This window comes from Streptomyces monomycini (assembly GCF_022271435.1).
GTDB classification, from domain to species: Bacteria; Actinomycetota; Actinomycetes; order Streptomycetales; family Streptomycetaceae; genus Streptomyces; species Streptomyces monomycini.
On record NZ_JAFIQY010000016.1, the window covers coordinates 110,564 to 127,510 of the forward strand.

The 16,947-nt window shown below is 73.2% G+C and carries 16 protein-coding genes; 4 read left to right on the plus strand and 12 right to left on the minus strand.

The window, feature by feature from the left end:
- Nucleotides 1–49: 49 nt before the first annotated feature.
- Entirely contained in the window at nt 50–919 is an 870-nt protein-coding gene (locus JXZ78_RS19815; RefSeq protein ID WP_030023111.1) for an NAD(P)-dependent oxidoreductase, read from the plus strand.
- Between the two features lie 171 nt (nt 920–1,090).
- On the opposite strand, the gene JXZ78_RS19820 is transcribed toward JXZ78_RS19815, so the two are convergent.
- From JXZ78_RS19820 to JXZ78_RS19840, 5 genes are all read right to left on the minus strand, one after another.
- Nucleotides 1,091–2,359, minus strand: a complete 1,269-nt coding sequence (locus JXZ78_RS19820; RefSeq protein ID WP_030023113.1) for a beta-ketoacyl-[acyl-carrier-protein] synthase family protein — start codon at nt 2,357–2,359, stop codon at nt 1,091–1,093.
- Nucleotides 2,360–2,437: 78 nt separating this feature from the next.
- Entirely contained in the window at nt 2,438–2,686 is a 249-nt protein-coding gene (locus JXZ78_RS19825) for an acyl carrier protein (protein ID WP_030023114.1), read from the minus strand.
- Nucleotides 2,687–2,807: 121 nt separating this feature from the next.
- The gene (locus tag JXZ78_RS19830; RefSeq protein ID WP_030023115.1) at nt 2,808–3,854 is read right to left on the minus strand and encodes a ketoacyl-ACP synthase III; all 1,047 of its coding nucleotides are present in this window, start codon (nt 3,852–3,854) and stop codon (nt 2,808–2,810) included.
- 13 nt (nt 3,855–3,867) lie between these two features.
- Entirely contained in the window at nt 3,868–4,809 is a 942-nt protein-coding gene (locus JXZ78_RS19835) for an ACP S-malonyltransferase (RefSeq protein ID WP_030023116.1), read from the minus strand.
- 89 nt (nt 4,810–4,898) lie between these two features.
- Nucleotides 4,899–6,089, minus strand: coding sequence for a PucR family transcriptional regulator (locus tag JXZ78_RS19840; protein WP_030023117.1), 1,191 nt, complete (start codon nt 6,087–6,089; stop codon nt 4,899–4,901).
- A gap of 73 nt (nt 6,090–6,162) precedes the next feature.
- On the opposite strand from JXZ78_RS19840, the gene JXZ78_RS19845 reads away from it, so the two are divergent.
- Nucleotides 6,163–6,837: a pirin family protein gene (locus tag JXZ78_RS19845; protein ID WP_030023118.1), complete on the plus strand. Its 675-nt coding sequence runs from the start codon at nt 6,163–6,165 to the stop codon at nt 6,835–6,837.
- Nucleotides 6,838–6,944: 107 nt separating this feature from the next.
- On the opposite strand, the gene JXZ78_RS19850 is transcribed toward JXZ78_RS19845, so the two are convergent.
- Nucleotides 6,945–7,763, minus strand: coding sequence for a serine hydrolase domain-containing protein (locus JXZ78_RS19850; protein ID WP_030023119.1), 819 nt, complete (start codon nt 7,761–7,763; stop codon nt 6,945–6,947).
- 232 nt (nt 7,764–7,995) lie between these two features.
- Here JXZ78_RS19850 and JXZ78_RS19855 point away from each other — a divergent pair, with 232 nt between their 5' ends.
- A complete protein-coding gene (locus tag JXZ78_RS19855; protein WP_030023120.1) occupies nt 7,996–8,463 on the plus strand; it encodes a MerR family transcriptional regulator in 468 nt (155 codons plus the stop codon).
- Nucleotides 8,464–8,470: 7 nt separating this feature from the next.
- Entirely contained in the window at nt 8,471–9,499 is a 1,029-nt protein-coding gene (locus JXZ78_RS19860; protein ID WP_030023121.1) for an aldo/keto reductase, read from the plus strand.
- Nucleotides 9,500–9,576: 77 nt separating this feature from the next.
- Here JXZ78_RS19860 and JXZ78_RS19865 read toward each other — a convergent pair whose 3' ends face one another.
- From JXZ78_RS19865 to JXZ78_RS19890, 6 genes are all read right to left on the minus strand, one after another.
- On the minus strand, nt 9,577–10,806 hold the full coding sequence (locus JXZ78_RS19865) for an acyltransferase family protein (RefSeq protein WP_238783241.1): 1,230 nt from the start codon (nt 10,804–10,806) through the stop codon (nt 9,577–9,579).
- A gap of 69 nt (nt 10,807–10,875) precedes the next feature.
- Nucleotides 10,876–12,042, minus strand: coding sequence for an alpha/beta hydrolase (locus JXZ78_RS19870; RefSeq protein ID WP_030023124.1), 1,167 nt, complete (start codon nt 12,040–12,042; stop codon nt 10,876–10,878).
- A 237-nt stretch (nt 12,043–12,279) separates the two neighbouring features.
- Nucleotides 12,280–12,960 carry a response regulator gene (locus JXZ78_RS19875; RefSeq protein ID WP_030023125.1) on the minus strand — a complete coding sequence of 227 codons (681 nt, stop codon included), beginning with the start codon at nt 12,958–12,960 and terminating at the stop codon, nt 12,280–12,282.
- Complete coding sequence (locus JXZ78_RS19880) at nt 12,957–14,339, minus strand: sensor histidine kinase (protein ID WP_030023126.1); 1,383 nt, start codon at nt 14,337–14,339, stop codon at nt 12,957–12,959. The genes JXZ78_RS19875 and JXZ78_RS19880 overlap by 4 nt, the downstream gene beginning before the upstream one ends.
- Before the next feature lie 111 nt (nt 14,340–14,450).
- Entirely contained in the window at nt 14,451–15,347 is an 897-nt protein-coding gene (locus tag JXZ78_RS19885) for a DUF4429 domain-containing protein (RefSeq protein WP_030023127.1), read from the minus strand.
- Between the two features lie 198 nt (nt 15,348–15,545).
- On the minus strand, nt 15,546–16,769 hold the full coding sequence (locus JXZ78_RS19890) for an alpha/beta hydrolase (RefSeq protein WP_238783242.1): 1,224 nt from the start codon (nt 16,767–16,769) through the stop codon (nt 15,546–15,548).
- Nucleotides 16,770–16,947: the final 178 nt, after the last annotated feature.

The window sequence follows — 16,947 nt, forward strand, 5'->3', positions numbered from 1 at the left end:
GCCGCGTCGCGCTTGCCCTCCAGCGCGCTCCAGGCCGTAGCGTGCGGGCATGCCTGACAAGACCTCAGTGGCGGTGCTCGGCACCGGAATCATGGGCTCGGCGATGGCCCGCAACCTCGCCGGCGCCGGCCTGGACGTCCGCGCCTGGAACCGCACCCGCGCCAAGGCCGAACCTCTGGCCGCCGACGGTGTACGGGTCGTGGACACCCCGGCCGAGGCGGTGGACGGCGCGGACGCCGTCCTGACCGTCCTGCTGGACGGACCGGCCGTCCTGGACGCCGTACGGGCGAGCGCCCCCGCCCTGCGCGCGCGGACCCTCTGGCTCCAGATGAGCACTGTGGGCGCCGACGGAACCGCCCCGCTCGCCGCCCTCGCCCGCGAACACGGCCTGGACCTCGTGGACGCGCCCGTGGTCGGCACGAAGGAACCCGCGGAGAAGGGCCTGCTGACCGTTCTCGCGGCGGGACCGCAGGAGGTACGGGACCGGGCCGCACGGATCCTCGACATCGTCGGACAGCGCACCCTGTGGGTCGACGAGGACGCGTCCTCGGGCGCGGCCAGCCGCCTCAAGCTCGTCGTCAACAGCTGGGTGCTCACCGTCATCAACGGCACCGGCGAGGCACTGGCCCTCGCCCAGGGGCTCGGCGTGGACCCCCGCTCCTTCCTCGAAGCGGTCGAGGGCGGACCGCTCGACCTGCCCTACCTCCGGACGAAGTCGGAGCTGATCCTGTCCGGCGCCTATCCGGCGAGCTTCACGGTGTCCGCCGCGCGCAAGGACGCCCGGCTGATCGAGGAGGCCGCCGCGGCGGGCGGGGTGCACATGGACCTGACGGCGGCCGCTGCGGAGCGCTTCCGGCGGGCGGAGGCGCAGGGGCACGGCGACGAGGACGGCGCGGCGGCGTACTACGCCAGCTTCTGAGTCCGAGGCGTACGCGGCCACGGGTACGCGGACGGGGCCGTACGCCCGCCCCCTACACGCGGGGAGGCCGCGCCGCCCGCCCCCGCCACACGCCCCCGGACACGCGGAAGGGGCCGCGCCACACGGCACGGCCCCTTCACACACCTCACGGACCAGCGGTCCCGGCTCCGGTCACACGGTCCGGAAGGCCAGCACCACGTTGTGACCACCAAAACCGAACGAGTCGTTCAGCACCGCGATCGTGCCCTCGGCGGGCAGCGCGCGCTTCTCGTCCCGGACGATGTCCGCGTCCGCCGCCTCGGGGTCGAGGTTCTCGATGTTGATGGTCGGCGGCGCCACCCGGTGGTGGATCGCCAGCACCGAGGCGACGGTCTCCACGCCGCCCGCGCCGCCCAGCAGGTGGCCGGTCATCGACTTGGTGGCGGAGACCGCCATGTGGTCGACGTCGGTGCCGAAGACCTTGCGCAGCGCCTTGATCTCGGCCAGGTCGCCCAGCGGCGTCGAGGTCGCGTGCGCGTTGACGTGCGCGATCTCGGCGGGCTTGAGGTCGGTGTTGGCGAGCAGGTTCTGCAGGGCGTGCGCGATGCCGTTGCCGGAGGGCTCGGGCTGCACGATGTCGTGGCTGTCGGCGGAGATGCCCTGGCCGACGGCCTCGGCGTAGACCTTCGCGCCGCGCTTGGCGGCGTGGTCGGCCGACTCCAGGACGATCACGCCGGAGCCCTCGCCGAGCACGAAGCCGTTGCGGTCCGCGTCGTAGGGGCGGGAGGCGCCCTGCGGGTCGTCGTTGTTCTTGGACATCGCCATCATGTTGCCGAACGCGGCGATCGGCAGCGGGTGGATGGCCGCCTCCGTACCGCCCGCGACGACGACGTCGGCACGGCCCGTACGGATCATCTCGATGCCGTAGCCGATGGCCTCGGCGCCGGAGGCGCAGGCGCTGACCGGGGTGTGCACACCGGCCCGCGCGTTGACCTCCAGGCCGACGTTGGCCGACGGGCTGTTGGGCATCAGCATCGGCACGGTGTGCGGGGAGACGCGGCGGGAGCCCTTCTCCCGCAGGACGTCGTACTGGTTCAGCAGGGTGGTCACGCCGCCGATGCCGGAGGCGATGACCGTGCCGAGCCGGTCCGGGTCCACCGAGGAGTCCTCGCCGGCCCGGGCCTCGAAACCGGCGTCCGCCCACGCCTCACGGGCCGCGATCAGCGCGAGCTGCGCCGAGCGGTCCAGCTTGCGGGCCTGGGCCCGGGGGATGATCTCACCCGGGTCGACGGCCGCCGCGGCGGCGATGCGGACCGGGAGGTCGGCCGCCCAGTCCTGGTCGAGGGCGGCCACGCCGGAGCGTCCGGCGAGCATCCCTTCCCAGGTCGAGGCACTGTCGCCACCCAGCGGTGTGGTTGCGCCGATACCGGTGACGACCACGGTGCGATTGGTCGCGTTCACGGAAATTCCTACTCCACAGGTTGAGGGGTTGAGAATCGACGGCGCCACCGCGGGGTGGCGACATGCGCCGGGACTGGATCAGCCCTGGTGCTTCAGGATGTAATCGGTCGCGTCGCCGACCGTCTTGAGGTTCTTGACGTCGTCGTCGGGGATCTTCACGTCGAAGCGCTCCTCGGCGGCGACGACGACCTCGACCATGGACAGCGAGTCGACGTCCAGGTCGTCGGTGAAGGACTTGTCCAGCTGGACGTCCTCGACGGGGATCCCGGCGATCTCGTTCACGATCTCGGCGAGACCCTTGACGATCTCATCCTTGGTGGCGGCCATGATGGCGCTCCTTCGGTAATGGGTCGGGGGAACGGTAGAAAGTCTGCAGTTCCGGGGATGTGGACGAGCTCCGCGCAGGCACCGGGACGCGAGGTCACCGGACGCGTTGCGCGAATCTCGCCTAGGGGAGGGTAACGACCGTCGCGGCGTAGACGAGACCCGCCCCGAAGCCGATGACGAGCGCGGTGTCCCCGCTCTTGGCCTGCCCGGTCGCCAGCAGCCGCTCCATGGCGAGCGGAATCGAGGCGGCCGAGGTGTTGCCGGTGGTCTCCACGTCACGGGCGACCGTGACGCTCTCCGGCAGCTTCAGAGTCTTCACCATCGAGTCGATGATCCGCATGTTGGCCTGGTGCGGGATGAAGACGTCCAGGTCGTCCGGGCTGACTCCGGCCGCGTCCAGCGCCTGCTGGGCGACCTTCGCCATCTCGAACACCGCCCACCGGAAGACCGCCTGGCCCTCCTGGGTGATGGCGGGGTAGCGGATCTCGTCCAGCGCAGGCTGGGCGTCCGGGCCGTTGCCGCCGGGCACCGGGGTGCGGCGGTAGACGTCCCAGCCGAGAGTCTGCTTGATCGTCTCGGCCTTGTCGCCCTCCGAGCCCCAGACGGTCGGGCCGATCGCGGGCTCCTTGCCGGGGCCGACGACCACGGCGCCGGCGCCGTCACCGAAGAGGAACGCGGTGGCCCGGTCCTCCAGGTCGGTCAGGTCCGAGAGCCGCTCGACGCCGATGACGAGCACATACTCGGCGCTGCCGTCGGTGATCATGCCCTTGGCGAGCGTCAGACCGTAGCCGAATCCGGCGCAACCCGCGGAGATGTCGAACGCGGCGGGCTTGCCCGCGCCGACCTTGTGGGCGATCTCGGTCGCGATGGCCGGGGTCTGCTTGAAGTGCGAGACGGTCGAGACGACCACCGCGCCGATCTGCTCGGGCGTGATCCCGGCGTCCGCGATGGCCTTGCCGGCCGCCTCCACCGACATGGCGGCCACGGTCTCGTCCGGGCCGGCCCAGTGGCGGGTGGCGATGCCGGAGCGCGAGCGGATCCACTCGTCGGAGGAGTCGATGTGCTTGAGGATCTCCTCGTTCGGCACCACCCGGGTCGGGCGGTAGCCGCCGACACCCATGATGCGCGCGTACGCGGCGCCCTTGGCGGGCTTGATCTTCGAGGTCATGCTCTCGGGGCTCCTATTCGGCCTGGGCAGAGTGCTCGGCGATCAGCGTGCGGGCCGCGTCGAGGTCGTCCGGGGTCTTGAGCGCGAGGGTCTGCACACCGGGCAGCGCGCGCTTGGCGATGCCGACGAGGGTGCCGCCGGGGCTCACCTCGATGATGCCGGTGACGCCCAGCTCCTTGAACGTCTCCATGCACAGGTCCCAGCGCACCGGGTTGGCCACCTGGCCCACCAGGCGGCGCACGACGTCCTGCCCCTCGGTGACGACACGGCCGTCCTTGTTCGAGACGTACCGGGTGTGCGGGTCGGCCGGGGTGACCTCCGCGACCGCTGCCTCCAGGGCCGTCACGGCCGGGGCCATGTGCTCGGTGTGGAAGGCGCCGGCCACCTTCAGCGGTACGACGCGGCGGGTGCCCTCGGGCTTGTCCTCGGCCAGCGCGGCCAGCTGTGCGGCGGTGCCCGCGGCGACGATCTGGCCCGCACCGTTGACGTTCGCGGGGGTCAGACCCAGCTTCTCCAGATGCGGCAGGACGACGTCCTGCTCGCCACCGAGAAGGGCGGCCATGCCCGTCTCCGTGACGGCGGCGGCCTCGGCCATGGCCAGGCCGCGCTTGCGCACCAGCGCCAGCGCGTCGTTCTCGGAGAGCACGCCGGTCAGGGCCGCGGCGGCCAGCTCGCCGACGCTGTGCCCGGCGGCGGCGCCGACCAGCCGGGAGAAGTCCTCGGCGGTCGCGAAGAGCTGCCGGGCGGACACCAGGGAGGCCGCCACCAGCAGCGGCTGTGCCACCGCGGTGTCGCGGATCTCGTCCGCGTCCGCGTTCGTGCCGTAATGGACCAGGTCCAGGTCGATGGCGGCCGACCACTCACGGAGCCGGTCTTCGACACCGGGGAGGTCGAGCCAGGGGGTCAGGAAGCCGGGCGTCTGAGCGCCTTGGCCGGGAGCGACGAGTACGAGCACCCTCACACTCTCTCTTGTGGGAGGTCCCGCCCGCCCGTGGGGACAGGGACGAAGAACCATCAGGGGAATTGTCGGTGTTCTACAAAAGTCTAGAGTTGGCTGTCCCCGTCGGCCAGACGCCCCAGGATCAGCGCGATGCGCAGCGTGAAGGCGGAGCGTACGTCCGAAGGTGACCATCCGGTGACGTCGGTCACACGTCGCAGCCGGTAGCGCACGGTGTTGGGGTGCACGAAGAGCATCCGCGCCGCGCCCTCCAGACTGCTGGCTTGTTCCAGATACACGCTCAGCGTCTCCAGGAGGGCCGAGCCTGCTTCCTCCAGTGGTCTGTAGATCTCCTCCACCAGCTGCTGACGCGCAGCCGGGTCGGACGCCATCGCCCGCTCCGGCAGCAGGTCGTCGGACAGTACGGGACGGGGGGCATCCGGCCAAGCGGCACATGCCTTCAGTCCCGCGGCGGCGGCCTGCGCGGAGCGGGTCGCGGCCAGCAGGTCGGCCACCACCGGACCGGCCACCACCGGGCCCGCCGCGAACGGTCCGATCAGGGCTTTCGCCGCCTTGAGCGGGTCGTCCGAGCCGCCCGCGATGACGACCAGGCGGCTGCCCAGGACGCCGGTGAGCACCTGGAGCTTGGCGTGCCGGGACGCGCGGCGGATGGCTTCCACCGTCAGCTCGCTGTCCCCGTCGGGGGCCGTACCCAGCACAACGCACACATGTTCGGGAGAATTCCAGCCGAGCGCGGCGGCCCGTGAGATCGCCCCCTCGTCCGCCTCCCCGGAGAGCACCGCGTTGACCACCAGCGACTCCAGCCGCGCGTCCCACGCGCCCCGCGCCTCGGCGGCCTGCGCGTACACCTGGGCGGTGGCGAAGGCGATCTCCCGCGCGTAGACGAGCAGCGCCTCACGCAGCACGCCCTCGTCCCCGGGGGCCGCCACGTCGTCGATCGCCGCCTCCATGACCTCGATGGTCGTACGGACCATCTCGACGGTCTGGCGCAAAGTGATCGCCCGGGTCAGCTCGCGCGGCGCCGTGCCGAACACGTCGGTGCTGATGGCCTGCGGCGTCTCCGGATGCCGGAACCACTCGGTGAAGGCCGCGATGCCCGCCTGGGCGACGAGGCCGATCCAGGAGCGGTTCTCCGGCGGCATGGCGCGGTACCACGGCAGCTGCGCGTCCATGCGGGCGATGGCGTTGGCAGCCAGCTTTCCCGACGACTTCTCCAGACGGCGGAGGGTCGCGGTGTGCGGATGCGGGTGCGGGTCGCGCGATGCGGGTTCAGACACGGGGACAAGCCTGCCTTATCGGGGCGGTGTGACGGCGCGGTGGGCTCTCGGGGGCGGGGGCTACGGTGGTCGGGTGATCCAGGTACACAGAGGCGACGAACGCTATCCGGGCGGTGACGCGGCGGCCGGCATCGAGACCCGGCACGCCTTCTCCTTCGGCCCGCACTACGACCCGGACAACCTGCGGTTCGGCGCGCTGGTCGCCTGCAACGAGGAACGGCTGGCGCCCGGCGCCGGTTTCGACGAGCACCCGCACCGCGACACCGAGATCGTCACCTGGGTCGTCGAGGGGGAGCTGACCCACCGCGACTCCACCACCGGCCACGAGACGGTGGTGCGGCCCGGCGACGTGCAGCGGCTCAGCTCGGCGGACGGCGTGCGGCACGAGGAACGCAACGGCGGCGACGGGCCGCTGCGGTTCGTGCAGATGTGGCTCGCGCCCACCGGGTCCGGCGGCGAGCCGGTGTACGAGGTGGTGCGCGGCATCGCCGACGGCACGCCGTACGCGCTGCCCGGAGCCGCGTCGATGCTGCACGTTCGACGGCTGGCCGACGGTGAACGGTCCGCCGTGCCGGACGCGCCGCGGATGTACGTGCACGTCGTGCGCGGCGCGATCCGGCTGGCCGGCGAGCGCCTGGCGGCCGGGGACGCGGCGCGCGTCACGGACGCGGCCGACCTGGAGCTGGCCGCCGACGGCGCCGCGGAGTGCCTGCTGTGGGAGATGCCGGGCGAACCGTCGTACGGCTGAGGTGGAGACGGACCGTCGTACGGCGGAGAGGGTGGCGGACCGTCGTACGGCGCAGGGGGCGGCGGACCGTCGTACGGCCCGGCCCCCCGCGGCACCGCTGCGCGTGTTCAGCGCAGCTCGGCGAGGATCGCGTCCGTGAGCGGCGGCCACGCCTCGACCGCCCAGGGGCCGAAGGCCCGGTCGGCCAGCGCGACGCAGGCCGCGCCCGCGTCCGGGTCCACCCACAGGAACGTGCCCGACTGGCCGAAGTGCCCGAAGGTGCGCGGCGAGGACGAAGCGCCCGTCCAGTGCGGCGACTTGCCGTCCCGGATCTCGAAGCCCAGGCCCCAGTCGTTCGGGTTCTGCGTCCCGTAGCCGGGCAGCACACCGCGGACGCCGGGGAAGACCACGGAGGTCGCCTCGGCGAGCGTCTGCGGCGCCAGCAGCCGCGGCGCGAGGAGTTCGGCGCCGAAGCGGGCCATGTCGGCGGCGGTCGAGACGCCGTCCTTGGCGGGTGAGCCCGGCAGGTCGGTGGCGGCCATACCGAGCGGTTCGAGGACCGCCTCGCGCAGGTACTGCGGGAAGGGGATGTCGGTGGCCTTGGCGATGTGGTCGCCGAGCGCCTCGAAGCCCGCGTTCGAGTACAGCCGGCGCTCGCCCGGCGCGGCCTGCACCCGGTCCTCGTCGAAGGCCAGCCCGCCGGTGTGCGCGAGCAGGTGGCGCACGGTCGAGCCCGGTGGCCCGGCCGGTTCGTCCAGCTCCACCGCCCCTTCCTCGACGGCGAGCAGCGCGGCGTACGCGGCGAGCGGCTTGGTGACCGAGGCCAGCGGGAAGCGGTGCTCCTGGGGACCGTACGATCCGGCCACCGTCCCGTCGGTCCGTACGACAGCGACGGCCGCGGTCGGCACCGGCCAGTTCTCGATCATCCGAAGGCTCTGCAAGGGCATGGCCACGAGCCTAACGCTCCGGGTGGCGGGGCCGGGACGGGCCGGGGGAGAAGGCGGGTCCGGGCCGGGGCAGCCGGGGGAGGGCGCGCGGCCGGCCGCGGATCTCCTCAAGACCGGGTCAAGACTTCGCTTGCTTGGAGTGCACTCCAAGTCTCTAGCGTTGAAGCCGTCGTGAGAGATCCGGAGAAAACGTTCCTGCTACGGGACATCCGGCGACAACGGGAGGCACGGCATGACGGTGACGGCGACGGACCGGACGGTGCGGGAACCAGCACGGCTGACGGCCTGCAAAGGACCGGTCCTGTACCCGCGGCCCACCGGCCGCGACCAGTACACGATCAGCGAGGTCGCCGAGGTCACCGGCCTGAGCGCGCACACCCTGCGCTGGTACGAACGGATCGGGCTGATGCCGCACGTGGACCGTACGCACACGGGCCAGCGCCGCTTCAGCAACCGCGACCTGGACTGGCTGGACCTGGTGACCAAGCTCCGCCTGACCGGCATGCCGGTCGCGGACATGGTCCGCTACGCCGAGCTGGTGCGCGAGGGCGCGCACACCTTCCCCGAGCGGGAACGGCTGCTGACCGCGCACCGCGAGGACGTACGGCAGCGGATCGCCGAACTGCAGAGCACGCTCCAGGTCCTCGACTACAAGATCGACATTTATGCCGACGCCCGCCGGGCGTCGGAGAGAGTCTGAGGACGGCATGACCACAGAGCACATCGGCACCGTTCAGCTGGGCGCCTCCGGACCGCTGGTCGGTGTCCAGGGCCTCGGCTGCATGGGCATGAGCTTCGCGTACGGCCCGACGGACGACGAGGGCGAGGCGCGGGCCACACTGGAGCGGGCGCTCGAACTGGGCGTCACACTCTTCGACACCGCCGACATGTACGGCATGGGCCGCAACGAGGAGTTCATAGCCCCGTTCGTCCAGGCGCACCGCGACGAGATCGTGGTGGCGACCAAGTTCGCGATCGCCGCGGACCCGGCCGACCCGCTGAACCCGGCCAAGCGGGTCATCCGCAACGACCGCCCCTACATCCGCGAGGCGGTCGAGGCGAGCCTGCGCCGCCTGGGCGTCGACGCGATCGACCTGTACTACATGCACCGCCGGGACCCGGCCGTCCCCATCGAGGACACGGTCGGCGCGATGGCCGAGCTGGTGGCCGAGGGCAAGGTCAAGCACCTGGGCCTGAGCGAGGTCACCGGCGGCGAACTGCGCGCGGCCCAGGGCGTGCACCCGATCGCGGCCGTGCAGTCGGAGTGGTCGCTGTTCAGCCGGGACGTGGAGAACGGCGTGGTGCCGGCCGCACGCGAACTGGGCGTCGGCTTCGTGCCGTACTCGCCGCTCGGCCGCGGCTTCCTGACCGGCTCGTTCGTCAGCGCCGAGAAGGAGCTGAGCGAGGACGACTTCCGCCGTCAGCAGCCCCGTTTCACCGGCGACAACGCGAAGGCCAACGCGGCGCTGCTGGAGCCGGTCCGTGAGGTCGCCGCGGCCCACGGGGCCTCGCTCGGGCAGGTCGCGCTGGCCTGGGTGCAGCAGCAGGCGCAGGTGCACGGCCTGGCCGTGGTGCCGATCCCCGGGACGCGCAAGCGCAGCCGGATCGAGGAGAACGCGGCCGCCACGCGCGTCGTGCTCACCGAGGAGGAACTGGCGCTGCTGGCGCCCGTCGCGGGCAAGGTGGCGGGCGACCGGTACGCGGACATGAAGTTCACCTCGGCGGGCCGGGAGTAACACCCGCGCACGCGCGGCGGGCGGAGCCGTCCCCCGATCGGCTCCGCCCGCCGCGTTTCCCGCGCCCGCGCCGGGGCTCAGGCGAGCCCCAGCGCGAACACCGCGAAGGCCGCCGCCAGGGTTCCCGCGACGGTCCGCCGGGCCGCCGTGACACCGGTCCACGGCGCCTCGAAACGGCGGGTCAGACGGCCGATGAGCAGCAGCACCACCGCGAAGACCGGCAGCCAGGCGAGGCGGGCCAGGACCCAGCCGACGGTGTCCGGCGCGGTGGTGAGACCGGGCACGGCGCCGAGGAAGGACGCGGGGACGGCCGCCGAGAACATCGCCGTCTGGTGCCAGCACAGCACCGTCATCGCACAGAGGTTGACGACGACCACGGGTGCCCAGAGGGCAGGGCGGCGCAGCAGCCGGGCGATACGGTCGCGCAGCAGGACCGCGGCGCCGGACTGGGCCGCGGCCAGCGCGAGGACCAGCAGCGACGGCGGGTGCGAGTTCGTACGGTCCTGGCCCGGGACACCGACCATGCTCGCCGGGTAGTGGAAGAACAGCAGCAGCGCGGCGAACAGGGCGGTACCGCCCAGCAGCAGCACCCAGGCGGCACGCCGGCCGAGCCGCTTCTCCCCCCAGGACACGCCCAGTTGGTACGCGAACATCCAGCCCGGCAGCAGATTGAGCAGGCTCAGCCACGACGGCATCGCGTCGGCGTACGGCCCGTACCGCAGGAAGTCGACGACGGCGACGGCGCCCAGCAGCGGGGCTGCGGCCCAGGCGCCCAGGCGGCGCGCCGCGCGGACGCAGTACGGCGTGAGCGCGGTGATCCCCGCGTAGACGCCGACGAACCACAGGGGCTGGATGACCAGCGTCGCCCCCGTACGCAGCGTGGCTTCGGGCACGCCGAGCGTGGACAGTACGGGGATCAGCGCCGCCCAGACAGCGGTCACCCCGAGAACGGGGCGGCCCAGCCGTGCCAGCCGGGCCCGCAGCCAGTGGCCCGTCGACTCCCCGCGCGCGGCGGCCCGGTGGAAGGAGAGCACCGAGGCGTACCCGCCGACCAGGAAGAAGATGCCGAGCATCTGGAGAACCCAGCTCGCGGGCGCCAGGGCGGCGAAGGAGGACAGCGGGCTCGCGTTGTGCAGCGCGCCGCCGGGGTCGAGGGTGAATCCGCCGAGCAGCCAGTGCCCGGTCGGCACGGCGAGCAGCGCGAGCGCGCGCAGGCCGTCGACGGCACGGTCACGGTGGGCGGGGGTACGGCCCTCGATGGTGCGGATGGTCTTGCGGACGGGAGCCAGGAGTGGGGTGGCGGCCATGAGGGCCTCCTTCGGAGGAGGTTCGGTCGGGGAGGAGTCGGGGAGGAGTAGCGGGCTGCGGCGTCGGCGTCAGCGCACCCGGTCGTAGCGGCCGAGCGCGATGTCGGCGAAGTTGCGCAACGAGTCCGTGCCGGGCGCGAGATAGCCGGTGTGCCCCTCGGCTGTCCTGGCGGGCACTCGGCGCGCGCCGAACTCCGGGTCCGTCGGGTCCGTACCGTGCCCCAGGCCCAGGAACTCGACGTTCGGCACGTTGCCGATCCAGTCGGAGGCGTCCCGGGCGGCCCACACCCGGGCGGTGGTGTGCAGCGCCGCCGCACTGTCCGTGCGCATCCCGGGGGAGCCGAAGACGATGAGGTCCGCGATCCGCCCCGGCTCCAGCAGCGGTACGGCTTGAGCGCACACGACCGTGCCGTAGCTGTGGCACAGCAGGGCGGGGGCCCGGACGCCGACGGCGGCCAGCCCGTCCAGGAAGCGGGCCAGGCGCGGGGCGCCGGCCTCCGCCAGGCGGCCGGTCGCGGCGTCCGGGCCGAGGCCGACCGGCGTGGTGTAGCCGGTCCAGGCGATCGCGGCCGTAGGGACACCGGGCGCTTCGGCGGCCATCCGGGCCCGCAGCGACTTCGCCATGCCGGACGGCGTGCCGTACGGGTCGCGTGCGCGGTCGGACGAGGACAGGTCGATGTCCGAGCCCGGTACGAACACCGACGTGCGCCGCGCCGCCACCAGATCCCCGAACACCTCGGCCACCTGGCCGCGGCCGCGCGGGTCGAAGGCGAGTATCTGACGGCCGGGGCGCAGGAGTTCGGCGTACCGGTCAGCCAGTCGGCGGGCCTCCTGGTGGTCCTGGAGGGTGCCGGCCGGGTCGGTGGCGCGGGCCGTCTGCCGGTCGCGTTCCGCCGTCAGCGCGAGGGCGTTGGCGCGGTAGCGCAGGGCCACCGGCGCGCCGTCCAGATTGCCCACGGTCAACGGGTGACGGGCCGCCAGTTCCTGCCGCTGGGCCTCGCTCAGCGCGGCGAAGAAGCGGGCGACCTGCGCCGGGGTGGCGGTCACCGGGTCCGGCAGCCGCCTGCCCAGCGAGTGGTCGGCGCGCCAGGCGGCGGCGCCGGGCGCGGGCCCGGTGACGGCCTCCTGGGTGGACCCCGCCGCCCAGCCGCCGGTGCCGCCGACGACCACCGCCGCCAGCGTGAGGGCGACGAGCGTGCGCCTACCGCGTGGGGTGAACCGGCGCAGCAAGGACATGGTGGGGTCTCCCTCTTCCGTTGGCGTGACGGAGGGAAACGTAGAAAGCGGGTGGGTGACCCGGCGTCACACCGCGGGGCCAACTGTCCGCTGATACCGGGGTAGGGGGTGCCTGAACTGCTCGTCCTTCAGCACGACCGGCCACCCCGAGGACCTTGTAGGGGGTTACCCCCACCCCACCCGCCCCCACCGGCCCGTACGTCGGCGGGGCCGCCCTGAGGGCATGGCGGTGCCCGGTCAGTTCACGCCCGGTGACACCAGCCCCGACTCGTACGCGAAGATCACGGCCTGCGCGCGGTCGCGCAGCTCCAGCTTGGCCAGCACCCGGCCGATGTGGGTCTTCACCGTCTGTTCGGCGAGCACCAGCGCCTCCGCGATCTCCTGGTTCGACAGGCCGCGGGCGATCAGCTCCAGTACCTCGGTCTCCCGTGGCGTCAGCCCGTTCAGGCGCAGCGCGGTCCGGTCCTTGCGCGGTGCGGGCCGCTGCCGGGCGAAGTCGGCGATCAGGCGCCGCGTCACGGACGGCGCGAGCAGCGCCTCGCCCGCCGCGACCACCCGTACCGCCGAGATCAGGTCGGCCGGCGGCGCGTCCTTCAGCAGGAACCCCGACGCCCCCGCCCGCAGCGCCTCGTACACGTAGTCGTCGACGTCGAAGGTGGTGAGCATCAGCACCTTCGGCCGGTGCACGACGCCGGGCGGCGGGTCCAGCAGCTGCCGGGCCGCCTCCAGCCCGTCCATCTCCGGCATCCGGACGTCCATCAGCACCACGTCCGGGTGCGTACGGCGGCTCAGTTCGACGCCCTGCACGCCGTCCGGCGCATCACCGACGACGTCGATGTCGCTCTGCGCCGCGAGCAGTGCGGCGAAGCCGGCTCGCACCATGGCCTGGTCGTCGACGATGATCACCCGAGTGGTCATGCGGGGTGGCGGTCCTTTGCTGTTATGGGAAGTTGGGCGGCGACGCGGAAGCCGCCGTCGGGCAGGGGCCCGGTGTCCAGGGTGCCGTCCAGCAGCCGTACGCGCTCGCGCATGCCGACCAGACCGTGGCCCGTACCGGAGGTCTCCAGCGGCGCGGCGACGCGCGGCGGGGCGCTGTTGACGACCAGCACGGTCAGCCGCCCGCCGTCCTCGTCGGCCGTGACCGAGACGCGGGTGTGCGCGCCCGGCGCGTGCCGTACGACGTTGGCCAGCGCCTCCTGCACGATGCGGTACGCCGACAGGCCCACCGCGGGCGCCAGGACCACCGGCTCGTCGGGCAGCGCCAGCTCGACCGGCACCCCCGCCCGCACCGTCCCCTCGACCAGCTTCGGCAGCTGCGCCAGGCCGGGCTGCGGCGCCTTCTCCGGGCCGCCGTGCCGTTCCGTCTCCTCGCTGCGCAGCACGCCCAGCAGCCGCCGCATCTCGGCCAGCGACTCGCGCGCCGTGGCGGCGATCGTGCTGAACTCCTCCTGAGCGGCTTCCGGGATGCCGCTGATCCGGTACGGCGCGCTGTCGGCCTGGACCGTGATCACCGACATGTGGTGGGCCACGACGTCGTGCAGCTCACGGGCGATCCGGGTGCGCTCCTCCAGCAGGGTGCGCATGGCACGCTCCGCCTCGCTGATGTTCTCCTGCTCGATCAGCTTGCGCTGGGCCGCCCCGCGCTCCTGGAGCGCGCCGCCGACCAGCAGGACGAGACCGGACAGGACGAACATCAGCACCCAGGTGCCGTCGCTGCGGTCCGGTCGGACCAGCTCGAACAGGACGCTCAGGGCGCCGGTCGCCCCCCAGACGGCGATCAGTGTGCGGCGCCTCTCGCGCAGCGACAGCGCCAGCATCAGGACGAGGTAGCCGACGATGACCGTGGCCGGCCAGGGCCAGGCGCGGCCCTCTCCCGCCGGCACGACGGCCAGCGCGATGCCGCCGAGGACGTCCGCCGCGAAGATCACCCACCACGCCTGGAGCGGCCGGGTCACCGCCAGCAGCAGCGGCACGGTCTGGGCGGTGGCCAGCGCACCGGCCGGGCCGCCGCTGAGCCCGTAGTCGTGCGTGAGCACATGGACCGTCGAGGGCAGCAGGGAGACCGCGAAGGCGAAGGCGACCACGTACGGCAGCAGGCGCAGCCAGCGGTTCTGCACCTGGCCGAAGAGCGCGGCGCCGGGGTCGGTCGGCCTCCCGAGGTCCTCCGCGAGGGTGTGCAACGCCTGCCGCCCGGCCCGCAGGGCGCGGGCACGGGGGGAACGGCGGTCGCCGGTGGGACGTGGTGTGGTCTGCATGGCCTGGTCAGCGTAAGGGGCGGCGGGCGGGCGAGGCGTCATACCGGGGGTGGCCTCTGCCGTCATACCCCGGTACGGGGAGGCCGGAGCACACTCCGGCGGCCCGGGACGTGCTCCGGCAGGGCGAGCGCCCTGGCACCGGCCCCCGCGCCGTTACAGCTCCGCCAGCAGCTCGGCCTTCTTCGTCGTGAACTCGGCATCCGTCAGCAGGCCCGCCGTGTGCAGCTCGCCCAGCTGCCGGATGCGGTCGGCGATGTCCGCCGGGTCGCGGCGGTCGTCGGTACGGGGGCGCACCGGCCGGCCCGGCCCCGCGTCGGCGCCGGGTGTGGCCGCCCGTACCGCCTGGAGCACCGAGGCGGCGAACGGCAGCGACTCGTGCACCGGCCCGTACCCCAGCCCGAAGACCACCGAAGCCGGATCCTGGTCGGCCTCGCCGGGCCGCCGGTCCTCCGCACCGCGCTCCACCAGCCGCAGATACCCGTTGCCCGACAGCGCCCCGGCGCCGCCTTCCGGCGAGCGCCACTCCACCCCGGTCAGTCCGCCGACCGGGAAATGCTGGTCACCGCACTTCCACTTGGCCGACGAGGCTCCCGTCCAGAACCAGCGGAACGCCACCGAGTCGCCGTCGAAGGACGCCTTGCCGTCGTACGCCTTGAAGGTCAGCGGCGGTTCCGGCGCGGCCACCAGGTGCTCGTCGGCGGGGAGCGCGGCGGCGGGCCCGAGCACGGCGCGCAGCTCGTCGCGGTAGTACTCGGCGAGGGTCTCCCGGTCGGCCGGCAGCGCCAGGCGGTACGGGTCGAGATCGTCCTTGAGCTGGCCGTCGGCGGCCTCCATCAGCGGGTCGGCGCCCGGCCGGGGCACCGCGCGCAGCACCACCGTGCCGCGTCTGCCCGGCGACAGCTCGACGGACCTCAGCGCCTCGTAGGGGACGCGGCGCTCGCCGAGCGCCTGGAACAGCTTCGGCCTGCGTATCCCCCGTTCGAAGCGGATGAGCACGGAGTCCGTGTCGAACTCCCAGACGGCGTGAAAACCGGCCAGCACATCACCCATGCGGCTCATCGTAAGCGGCGGTCGCCCGCCCGTCCCCCTTCCGGACATCATGCGCTACGCGCGTCAAGCCGCTTTTGCCCCATGTCGCCCCCGCGCCCGGCCCGTCCGGTTCGCGCCTTGCGGCACGGACCCGGGCCCGGGTACGGGGACGGACAAGGGCACGGCACCGTGCGCCGCCACTCCCTCGTGCGCCGCCCCTCAGGCGAGGCCGGCCGAGCACTCCCGGTCCTGCGCGGCGCAGTGCACCGAGGCGACCGCGCCCACCCCGATCCTCGCGAAGTTGCGCAGACTCTCCGTGCCGGGCACGAAGTACCCGGCGTGGCCCTCGGCGCCGGCGGCCGACAACACCCGGGAACCGAAGGCCGCGGTGACCGGGTCGGCACCGTGGCCGAGCCCGCCGACCTCCATGTACGGCACGTCCTGGATCCAGTCGTCGGGATTGCGCATCGCCCACACCCGGGCGCCGGTCCCGAGCCCGGCGGCGGTCTCCGCCCGCATCCCGGGGCTGCCCGCCACCGCGATGTCGGTGACGCTGGACGGCAGTCGGTGGGCCGCGACGCCGCACACCACGGAGCCGTAGCTGTGGCACATCAGCGAGACGGAAGCCGCCTGCGGCAGCGCTCGCACCAGCGCGTTCAGCCGTACCGCACCCGCCTCGGCGAGCTGCCCGGTGGCCGCGCCGACGCCGAGTCCGGCGGGCGCGGTGTAGTCGGCCCAGGCGATCACGGCCGTACGGGAGTCGCCGTCGCGTACGGACCGCTCGGCGTCGTAGAGCGACCTGGCCATCCCGGCGGGCGCGCTGGTCGCCCGCGCGGTGCGCTCGAAGGTCGCGAGGTTGGTGTCCACGCCGGGCACCACCACCGAGACGTGCCGGGCCCGCCGCAGATCGCCGAAGACCTCCGCGGCCCGCCCGCCGCCGGCCGGGTCGAACGCGAGGATCTGCCGGCCGGAGCCGCGCATCGACTCGAAGCGGTGCATCAGCCGGCTCGCCTCCTGGCGGCCCACCGGCGTCAGCCGCCGGTCGTGCATCCGCTTCCGCTCCAGGTCGCCGGCCTGCCGCAACGCCTGCTTGTTGGCCTGGTAGCGCAGCTCGACGGGGGCGCCGCCCATGTTGCCGACCACCAGCGGGTAGCGGTCGGCGAGCGTGGCCCGGTCGGCCCGGCTCAGCTTCCGGAAGAAGGCGGCGAGCGCGCCGGGCGCGGAGTCGGTGTCCGGCAGCCGGTGACCGCCGAGGGAGGCGTGCTCCCAGGCGGACCGCGCGGTGGCCAGCGGGTTGGCGTCGTCCTTGCTGCCTCTGACGGCCGTCCAGCCGGTCATCGCGAGCATCACGAACACCACCAGCAGGGCGAGCGCGGCACGCCAGGCGGTGGACTGCAGGAAACCGAAGGAGGGGGCACCGAGGCCCGGAAAGGAAGAAGTCACCGCGGGCCACCCTAGGAGAAGTGACGGGGCGCCCGCTGAGGGGGTGAGGGATATCACGTTTCAGGCTGGTCATATGGGACCACTTCGGACACGGTACGGTAACGGCGGCCGCTCAGACGTGCGGAAACGGACTCACGGCGGCACTCGGCGCCCGACGGACGCGCCGCTTCCGAAGGAC